Below are 9,083 nucleotides of genomic sequence, written 5' to 3'. Positions count from 1 at the left end.
GGCGAAGTTCCAAACTCCCAGGAAACCATTCAGATCAATATTGCTTCTGGGAGTTCTGGGAAACACGATCTTCCGGCGGCCCCTTGCCACCCTTGACTTCGACTAATTCTGAAGGGCCGACTAAATAGTCCGATCGTTCACAAAGGACCCTTTGCGGAAATCACTCTTTACTATTACCGGCCTGGCAACTGGTTTATTCCAGATTATTCGAATCCGGGAATAGTTACCTCGATATTGTCATCCGAGATGGCCTTCGATAATTCCTTACCACGCGGCGATTCGCACGCCGCTCACCCGCACGACGCTGCGTAATCCGGTGAAGACGCCTGAGCGCACGCGCGCGCCCCGCGCGATGTCGAGGACAAAATCGTTCGAGCGATCTACACGCACGGCTTTCATCACGCATAGTGTGACGCTGTGGGACGAAATCACGCCCGCGCCGTTTCCGCAGCCGGACGCATCCGACGACGCGCCGGAACGCTGACGCCGCGCGGTTCGTGTCGCGCGGTTCGCGTCAGTTAGAATCGGGGCCCCGAGACGCGCGGACGGTGCGCGTCGATCCGTGCTTCGACTTCCCGCTCTCATGACGACGCTGACCCTGATCGTCGCCCGCGCGCGCAACGACGTGATCGGCCGCGACAACCAACTTCCCTGGCGACTGCCGGAAGACCTCGCCTTTTTCAAGCGCACCACGATGGGCGCGCCGATCATCATGGGTCGCAAGACGCATGAGTCGATCGGCCGGCCACTGCCGGGACGACGCAATATCGTCGTGTCGCGCGATGCCACGCGCCGTTACGAAGGCTGCGATACGGTGACGAGTCTCGAAGCCGCGCTCGACCTCGCGCCCGCCGACGAAGCGTTTCTGATCGGCGGCGCGCAGTTGTATCAGGACGGCTTCGCGCGCGCGGACAAGCTGATCGTCACGGAAATCGACGCCGATTTCGACGGCGACACGCACTTTCCCGCGCCAGATCCGGCCGTGTGGCGCGAAGTGTCGCGCGAGCCGCATCGCGCGAATGAGCCGAACGCGTTCGATTACGCCTTCGTCACTTACGTGCGTAAGACCTGACGTCTCGCGCAAGAAACACGAAGGCCCCGCGAACGGGGCCTTCTCAGTCCAAATCTCGATGGTTCCGGACGTTTATTGTCCGGCCACCGTCATCCGCTCGATCAGCACCGAACCGATCTCCTTGGTGCCGCGCACGACCGTATCCGCGCCGATCGCCTCGATATGGCGGAACATCTCCTGTAGCGTGCTCGCGACAGTGATCTCTTCCACGGCATGCTGGATCTTGCCGTTCTCGACCCAGAAACCCGACGCGCCGCGCGAGTAGTCGCCGGTCACGTAGTTGACGCCCTGCCCCATCAGTTCGGTGAGCAGCAGGCCGGTGTCGAGCTTTTTCAGCATCGCTTCGAAATCGTCTTCCGGCTTCGTGTGCGTGCTTTTCATCGTGAGATTGTGCGAGCCGCCCGCGTTGCCGGTCGTCTGCATGCCGAGCTTGCGCGCGAAATACGTCGACAGGAAATAGCCCTGCACGACGCCGTCTTCGACGACCTTGCGCTTTTGCGTGCGCACGCCTTCTTCGTCGAACGGCGCACTGCCCGCGCCGCCGCGCAGATGCGGGTCTTCGAGAATCTGGATATGCGGCGCGAACACCGGTTTTCCGAGGCTATCGACCAGAAACGTGGTCTTGCGATACAACGCGCCGCCGCTCACCGCCTGCACGAATGCGCCGAGGATGCCCGCCGCCAGCGGCGCTTCGAACAGCACGCGGCATTTGCGCGTGTCGAGACTTTTCGCGCCGAGACGCGCCAGCGCGCGTTCCGCCGCGTAACGGCCGACGGCTTCCGGATCGGCGAGTTCGATGGCGTTGCGCTTCGACGTGTACCAGTCGTCGCGCTGCATGTCGCGCCCGGCCGCGGCGATTGGCGCGCACGCGATGTAATGCCGCGAGTACGGATAGCCCGCCATGAAACCGCGCGAGGTCGCCAGTACGAATTGCGAGTGCTGCGCCGACACGCTCGCGCCTTCCGAATTGGCGATGCGCTTGTCCACCGCGAACGCCGCCGCCTCCGCGCGACGCGCGATTTCGGCGGCTTCTTCCGCGTCAACGTCCCACGGATGATAGAGATCGAGATCCTGCGGCGATTTTTCCAGCAGGCCTTCTTCGGCGAGACCGGCCGCGCTGTCTTCGGCCGTGAAGCGCGCGATATTGTACGCCGCCGCGACCGTGTCGCGCAGCGCCTCGCGCGTGAAATCGGCGGTGCTCGCGTTGCCGCGCTTCTTGCCGATGAACACCGTCACGCCGACCATCTTGTCGCGATTGTGCTCGATGGTCTCGACCTCGCCGCGCCGCACGCTGACCGACAGGCCATCGCCCTCGGAGATTTCGGTGGCGGCGTCGCTCGCGCCGAGCTCCTTCGCGTAACGCAGGATGTCGGAGGCGATCTCCTTGAGCTCGTCCTGCGTGTGCGGAAAGTAGCGTTGCTTGACGTCCATGTCTGCTGCCATTTTGTCTTTGCCTAAGGTTCGTTGCCTGAGGATATCGGAGCGGCCCGCGCCCGCGCATGTTCGTTGCTGCTTCGTTGCCGTCGAGCCGCTCGGCTCATCCTGCGATCATAACAAGGAGTGCGCGCGTTCACTCGTCGGGCGCGTCCGGAGGCCGCATCGCGCAAGCTACAATGTCGGGATGAACCGTAAAACCCGCATTCAACCCATCAAGGCAGATTCTGACGCCGCCACCGACGCCGACGACAACGGCTACGATCGCCCGTCCAAATCGCAACTGAAGCGCGACATGCACGCGCTGCAGGAGCTCGGCCAGGCGCTCATCGAGCTGCCGAAAGACGCGCTCAAGCGCATGCCTATGCCCGAGCATCTCGACGACGCCGTGCGCGAGGCGCGTCGCATCACCGACCATGAAGGCAAGCGCCGTCAGCTGCAATACGTCGGCAAGGTCATGCGCTCGCTGACCGAAGACGAAGTCGCCGCGCTGCGCACCGCGCTCGACACGCATCGCGGCGTGAACAAGGCGGAAACCGCGCGTCTGCACTGGATCGAGCGCACCCGCGAACTGCTGCTCGACAAAGATGAAGCGCTGACCGATTTCATCGAAAAGCATCCCGGCGTCGACGCGCAGGAAGGCCGCACGCTGATTCGCAACGCGCGCAAGGAGCGCCCGCCGCGCTACTACCGCGAACTGTTCCAATGGATCCAGAACGCGGCGGGCGTGGAAGACCAATCGGAAGACGACGGCGACGAGGACGATCGCGATGACGACGAAGCGTAATCATTCGGATGAGCTGATCGTCGGGCTGGTGTCGATCAGCGATCGCGCGTCGCAAGGCGTCTACGAGGACAAGGGCGTGCCGTCGCTGCAGGAATGGCTGGGCGCGGCGCTCGCGTCGCCGTGGCGCGCCGAAACGCGCCTGATCCACGACGATGCCGCGACCATTTCCGCGACGCTCGTCGAACTGGTCGATACGCACCGCTGCGATCTCGTGCTGACGACCGGCGGCACCGGCCCCGCGCGCCGCGACGTGACGCCCGAGGCGACGCTCGCCGTCGCCACCAAACCGATGCCCGGTTTCGGCGAACAGATGCGCCAGATCAGCCTGAACTTCGTGCCGACGGCGATTCTCTCGCGTCAGGTCGCGGTCATTCGCGAGACGGCGGATCACGCGGCGCTGATCGTCAATCTGCCGGGTCAGCCGAAGTCGATCAGGGAAACGCTGGAAGGCTTGAAGGATGCCGACGGCAAACAGAAAGTGCCGGGCATTTTCGCGGCGGTGCCGTATTGCATCGATCTGATCGGCGGACCGGATATGGAAACGCGGCCCGAAGTCGTGGCCGCGTTTCGTCCGAAAAGCGCGATTCGGTCGCCGAAAGCTTAAGACGCGTCGGCGGCGGGCGTCGACGGAATCAGGAAATGCTGGCGGTAGTACTTGAGTTCGTCGATCGACTCGTGGATATCGGCCAGCGCCGTGTGCATCGCGCGCTTCTGGAAACCCTTGTAGATGGCCGGCTGCCAGCGGCGGCACAACTCCTTCAGCGTGCTGACGTCCAGATTGCGGTAGTGGAAAAACGTCTCCAGTTCCGGCATCCAGCGCGCCATGAAACGGCTGTCCTGGCAAATCGAATTGCCGCACATCGGCGACTTGCCCGGCGGCACGTATTGGCCGAGAAACGCGCGAATCTGCCGCGTGGCTTCCGCTTCGTCCACCGTCGACACCTTCACGCGCTCGGTCAGCCCCGAACGGCCGTGCGTGTTGCGATTCCACTCGTCCATGCGGCCGAGCGCTTCCTCGCTTTGATGGATCGCCAGCACCGGCCCTTCCACCAGTTTGTCGAGCGTCGAATTCGTCACGACCACGGCGATTTCGATGATGCGGTCGTTGTCCGGATCGAGTCCGGTCATTTCCATGTCGAGCCACACGAGGTTCATGTCGCTGCGCACGAGCGTGGTGTCGTCAGATGCGGATGAGGTGGAAATGTCGGTCATGAAAGCGGCCTGAGAGAGGAAACAGCCATGTTGGGCCGCTATCGTCACGATTGCAGGATGTGACAACGCTGGCACGGGCTAGAACCTATAATTCTCGCATAGTTCAATCGGAAATCCCCGGGATGACCAACCTCACGCTCGCATTCTCGACGATCTTCGTCGTCGCCCTGGTCGGCATGGTGTCGACCAAGCTCTGGCTCGCGTCGCGCCAGATCCGCTATGTCGCGGCGCACCGAAACGGCGTGCCGTCGCAATTCAGCGACACCATTCCGCTCACCGCGCATCAACGCGCGGCGGATTACACCGTCGAGCGCACGCGCCTCACCATGATCGAAGTCGTCACCAGCGCCGTCGTGCTGGTCGCGCTGACGCTGCTCGGCGGCGTGCAGGCGCTCGACATGGCGATCAGCGGCGCGCTCGGACGCGGCTATCTCGGACAGATCGCGCTGGTGGCGTCGGTCATCGCGATCACGAGTCTCATCGATCTGCCGTTCGACTACATTCGCCACTTTGTCATCGAAGAGAAATTCGGCTTCAACCGTATGTCGAAGAAGCTGTTTTTCGTCGATCTGATCAAGGGCGTGGTGATCGGCACGATCATCGGGGCGCCGCTGTTGCTGCTCGTGCTCTGGTTGATGGATCGCGCGGGCGCGTACTGGTGGCTGTGGACGTGGTTCGTCTGGGTCGCGTTCCAGCTGCTCGCGATGGTCATTTATCCGACCTTCATCGCGCCGCTGTTCAACAAGTTCGAGCCGCTCAAGGACGAAGCGCTCGTCAAGCGCATCGAAAATCTGATGTCGCGCACGGGCTTCGCGGCCAAAGGTCTGTTCGTGATGGACGGCAGCCGCCGTTCGGCGCACGGCAACGCGTATTTCACGGGCTTTGGCGCGGCCAAGCGCATCGTCTTTTTCGATACGCTGCTCGCGCGTCTGTCCGGCAGCGAAATCGAGGCCGTGCTCGCGCACGAACTCGGCCATTTCAAGCACCGTCACGTGCTCAAGCTGATGATCGTCATGTTCGGCATCAGCCTCGCGATGCTCGCCCTGCTCGGCTGGCTCGTGCAGACGACCTGGTTCTACGAAGGCCTCGGCGTGCGGCCGTCGCTGATCGGCGGCAACAATGGCCTCGCGCTCGTGCTGTTCATGCTCGTGCTGCCGGTGTTCATGTTCTTCGTGACGCCGCTCGGCAGCCTGACATCGCGCAAGAACGAGTTCGAAGCCGATGCCTTCGCCGCCAGCCAGACCGATCCGAAGGATCTCGTCAACGCGCTGGTGAAGCTCTACGATGACAACGCGTCGACGCTCACGCCCGATCCGATCTACACGGCGTTCTACTACTCGCATCCGCCCGCGTCGCAGCGCATCGACCGATTGATGCAGCACGCCGCATGACGCGCAACGCATCTGGTCAGCAAAAGCGCGCGGGCTCCGGCGCGCGTCTCGAAGGCGTCGTCATCGCCGCGCACGGACGGCATTATCTGGTCGCGCCGGAAGATGGAAGCGCGATGCCGCAATGCTTCCCGCGCGGCAAGAAGAGCGAGGTCGCCGTCGGCGATCGCGTGCATTACGAGCAGCAATCGGCCGATCAGGGCGTGATCGTCGAGATCGGCGAGCGGCGCAATCTGCTGTATCGCTCGGATCAGTTCAAGTCGAAGCTGTTCGCCGCCAATCTCGATCAACTGCTGATCGTGCTCGCGACCGAACCGCACTTCAGCGAAGACCTGCTCGGCCGCGCGTTGATCGCGGCGGAGGCGCACGGACTGGAATCGCTGATCGTGCTGAACAAGATCGACGTGGAAGGCGCGCTGCCGCTCGCGCGCGAACGTCTTGCGCCGTATCGCGCGCTTGGCTACACGGTGATCGAACTGTCCGCGAAAATGGCGCCCGGCGACGTGCATCCACAACTCGACGCGCGTCTGAAAGATCGCTCGACGATCCTGCTCGGCCAGTCCGGCATGGGCAAATCCACGCTGGTCAATCTGCTGATCCCCGACGCCGACGCGGCAACGCGCGAGATTTCGACGGCGCTGAACAGCGGCCGCCACACGACGACGTTCACGCGGCTCTACCATCTGCCGGAAGGCGGCTCGCTGATCGATTCGCCGGGCTTTCAGGAGTTCGGGCTGCATCATCTGACCGAAAGCCAGCTGGAACGCGCCTTCGCCGATTTCCGGCCGTATCTCGGCAAGTGCCGTTTCTACAACTGCCATCATCTGCACGAGCCGGGCTGCGCGGTGCTGGAAGCCATCGAGTCGGGCGATATCCGGCCCGAGCGCCACGCGCTGTACGCGCAACTCGTCCACGAAGCCAGCCAGATCGTCCGATGAAACGCCTGACGCGGATACCCAACCTCATCACGGCGCAACACTGGATGAATGTGCTCGCGACCGCAGGCGTGCCGTGCGAGTTGCATAACCGCTATCTGAGCGGCGCGATGGGAGAGATTCCGGCGGATCAGTGCGCGCCGGAGATATGGATCGTCGACGATCGCGACGAGGCGTTGGCGCTGCGCTTATTGGAGCGCGCGAAGAACGGACCGGACGCGAACGCCCGGCCGTGGCGATGCAAGCATTGCGGGGAATCGCTGGAAGCGCAGTTCACGGTTTGCTGGAACTGTCAGACGGCGCGCGATCCGTTAGATGACTGATCAGGCCAGCCAGACGGCGATGGTCAGCATCAACAGCAGCAACATCCACAGAATGACCGCGCGCCACACCAGACCGACCGCCGATTGCAGCGTGCGCGGCGTGCAGTCGTCGCCTACGGGCAACGGGGCATCGCCGACGGCGAGCGCTTCGACGCTCAACGGCTCCGCCAGCGGCCCCGCGAGACGCGCGCCGAGCGCACCGCTGCCGGCCGCGAGCAACACGCCCTCGTTCGCATCCGGCCACTGACGCGCGTGGTTGCGCCAAGCGTAGATCGCATCCTCGAAATTGCCGACGATGGCAAAGCCCAGCGCCGTCAAACGCGCCGGAATCCAGTCGATGACGAAAAACGCCCGCTGCGCGAACGACGAAAACGCGGCCGTGCGCTCGGGATTCGGCTCCGCCCACGCCCGCGCCAGATATTCCGCGATGCGATAGAACACCGCGCCCGCCGGGCCGATCGGAATCAGGAACCAGAAGAACACGCCGAACACGTGCCGATGCGACGCCACGACCGCGTGCACCAGCGTCTGCCGCACGATTTCGCTGACAGGCATGTCGACGGTATCGATACCGGTCCACTCGGCCAGCACTTCGCGCGCGCGCGGCACGTCGTCGTTGTTCAGCGCGAGGTGGATATCGGTGAAATAGTGGCTGAACTGCCGGAAGCCGAGCGTGAAGTAGACGATCACCACGTTCCACAGAAACGCCAGAACGAAGTTGATCTGATACAGCACGTAGTAAATGAGGGCGACGACGAGCGTCCACGGCAGCACGACGACCAGCCACGCGATCAGACCGTGCTTCTCCTTACCCGCATCGAAACCGTGGGCCGTGGATTCCGCATGATAGTGAAGCAACGCCGCGATCGGATTGTGCGGCGACAACGCGCGCACCTGCTCGATGATGAGAGCCAGCAATACGGAGAAAAAAGTCATGCGAAGCGCCGAAACATTCGGGTTAGTTCGAGTTTCGCGTAACGATAGCACAGCGCCCGCCGCCCTTTGCGCGCTAAGTAATCGCGCGGGCCATCGTCACGGTGCATGCATCCTGCGTCCTTACGATCCAGCGGCGAGAAAGCGATAGAAATTGCGCAACATGCCGGCCGTTGCGCCCCAGATGAATACGGAGCCTTGTTTTCGGCGGGCGTGTACGGCATGGCAAAAAAACGACGCTCGCCGCCTTCCCAGCGAAAGATGCGCACTTCGTGGTTGGCGGGATTCATCAGCCAGGCGAGCGGCACTTCGAAAATATCGGCGACTTCGCGCGTATCGGCTTGCAGCGTGAAAGGCGGAAACACCAGCGCGACCACCGGCGTGACCTTGAATCCCGTGCCCGTCAGATACTCGGGCATCGCGCCGATGATCTCGCAATGCTCCGCGCTCAGGCCGACTTCTTCCTGCGCCTCGCGCAATGCGGTGGCGGCGGCATCGATGTCTTCGGGTTCGCGGCGACCGCCGGGGAAGCTGATCTGTCCCGCGTGATCGGACAGATGGTCGGCCCGTTGCGTCAGCAGCACGGTGAGGCCGCCTTCGCGCAACACCAGCGGCACCAGCACCGACGCCACGCGCGGATCGCCGCCGATCGCCTTGATGCGCTGTTCGCGCGCCTCCTGCGTCCAGTCGAGATTCATCGCAAAGCGCGCGCGCAGGCCATCCGGCGTCAGACGCTCGGGCGAGACTGGCGGCAAGTCTTCGCCCGTCGAAAGAACGGGCATCTTTTCAGGTTCGAGGATGCGTGGAGTCGAGGTCTTGCCTGGCGTGGACACGGGTCGGAGGATGGACTGTCGAAGTCTCAATTTGAACACACCAATCGGCATAGGGGCGGCCAGCAAGCTGGCCGGTCCCCTGCCACACCACCCTGCCACACCACCCGGCGTGCGGGTCCGCACCGGGCGGTTCGGGAAGTTGAGGTTATGTGAGGCGAGGCATGCC

The 9,083-nt window shown here is 63.3% G+C and carries 10 protein-coding genes and 1 pseudogene; 7 read left to right on the top strand and 4 right to left on the bottom strand.

Annotated features, from left to right (window positions below; translation table 11 throughout):
- Window positions 1-352: 352 nt before the first annotated feature.
- Together BVER_RS35360 and BVER_RS25470 are read left to right on the top strand one after the other, a co-directional pair.
- Complete coding sequence (locus BVER_RS35360; protein ID WP_269750805.1) at window positions 353-484, top strand: hypothetical protein; 132 nt, start codon at window positions 353-355, stop codon at window positions 482-484.
- A gap of 99 nt (window positions 485-583) precedes the next feature.
- Window positions 584-1,072 (top strand): dihydrofolate reductase, encoded by a 489-nt coding sequence (locus tag BVER_RS25470; RefSeq protein ID WP_050455630.1) that lies wholly within the window; start codon window positions 584-586, stop codon window positions 1,070-1,072.
- A gap of 72 nt (window positions 1,073-1,144) precedes the next feature.
- Here the strand turns inward: BVER_RS25470 and pmbA are convergent, their stop codons facing one another.
- Entirely contained in the window at window positions 1,145-2,515 is a 1,371-nt protein-coding gene (pmbA, locus tag BVER_RS25465; RefSeq protein ID WP_050455629.1) for a metalloprotease PmbA, read from the bottom strand.
- A gap of 178 nt (window positions 2,516-2,693) precedes the next feature.
- Between pmbA and yjgA the strand changes: the two genes are divergently transcribed.
- Both yjgA and mog read left to right on the top strand, forming a co-directional pair.
- Window positions 2,694-3,293, top strand: coding sequence for a ribosome biogenesis factor YjgA (gene yjgA / locus BVER_RS25460; RefSeq protein WP_050455628.1), 600 nt, complete (start codon window positions 2,694-2,696; stop codon window positions 3,291-3,293).
- Window positions 3,277-3,897, top strand: a complete 621-nt coding sequence (mog, locus tag BVER_RS25455; protein ID WP_083452350.1) for a molybdopterin adenylyltransferase — start codon at window positions 3,277-3,279, stop codon at window positions 3,895-3,897. The genes yjgA and mog overlap by 17 nt, the downstream gene beginning before the upstream one ends.
- On the opposite strand, the gene orn is transcribed toward mog, so the two are convergent.
- Window positions 3,894-4,505, bottom strand: coding sequence for an oligoribonuclease (orn, locus tag BVER_RS25450; RefSeq protein ID WP_050455627.1), 612 nt, complete (start codon window positions 4,503-4,505; stop codon window positions 3,894-3,896). The genes mog and orn overlap by 4 nt on opposite strands.
- 122 nt (window positions 4,506-4,627) lie before the next feature.
- Between orn and BVER_RS25445 the strand changes: the two genes are divergently transcribed.
- Genes BVER_RS25445 through BVER_RS25435 form a run of 3 tightly spaced genes read left to right on the top strand, consistent with a single transcriptional unit; the run spans window position 4,628 to window position 7,151 of the window.
- Window positions 4,628-5,896, top strand: coding sequence for a M48 family metallopeptidase (locus BVER_RS25445; RefSeq protein ID WP_050455626.1), 1,269 nt, complete (start codon window positions 4,628-4,630; stop codon window positions 5,894-5,896).
- Window positions 5,893-6,831: a ribosome small subunit-dependent GTPase A gene (gene rsgA, locus BVER_RS25440; protein ID WP_050455625.1), complete on the top strand. Its 939-nt coding sequence runs from the start codon at window positions 5,893-5,895 to the stop codon at window positions 6,829-6,831. The genes BVER_RS25445 and rsgA overlap by 4 nt, the downstream gene beginning before the upstream one ends.
- The gene (locus tag BVER_RS25435) at window positions 6,828-7,151 is read left to right on the top strand and encodes a putative signal transducing protein (RefSeq protein WP_050455624.1); all 324 of its coding nucleotides are present in this window, start codon (window positions 6,828-6,830) and stop codon (window positions 7,149-7,151) included. The genes rsgA and BVER_RS25435 overlap by 4 nt, the downstream gene beginning before the upstream one ends.
- Here BVER_RS25435 and BVER_RS25430 read toward each other — a convergent pair whose 3' ends face one another.
- Together BVER_RS25430 and BVER_RS25425 are read right to left on the bottom strand one after the other, a co-directional pair.
- Window positions 7,152-8,087 (bottom strand): CobD/CbiB family protein, encoded by a 936-nt coding sequence (locus tag BVER_RS25430; protein ID WP_050455623.1) that lies wholly within the window; start codon window positions 8,085-8,087, stop codon window positions 7,152-7,154.
- A gap of 120 nt (window positions 8,088-8,207) precedes the next feature.
- Window positions 8,208-8,866: pseudogene (locus tag BVER_RS25425) on the bottom strand (CoA pyrophosphatase).
- Window positions 8,867-9,083 lie beyond the last annotated feature (217 nt).

The organism is Candidatus Burkholderia verschuerenii (genome assembly GCF_001189365.1).
GTDB classification, from domain to species: domain Bacteria; phylum Pseudomonadota; class Gammaproteobacteria; order Burkholderiales; family Burkholderiaceae; genus Caballeronia; species Caballeronia verschuerenii.
This window is presented reverse-complemented; position numbering and strand designations above follow the sequence as displayed.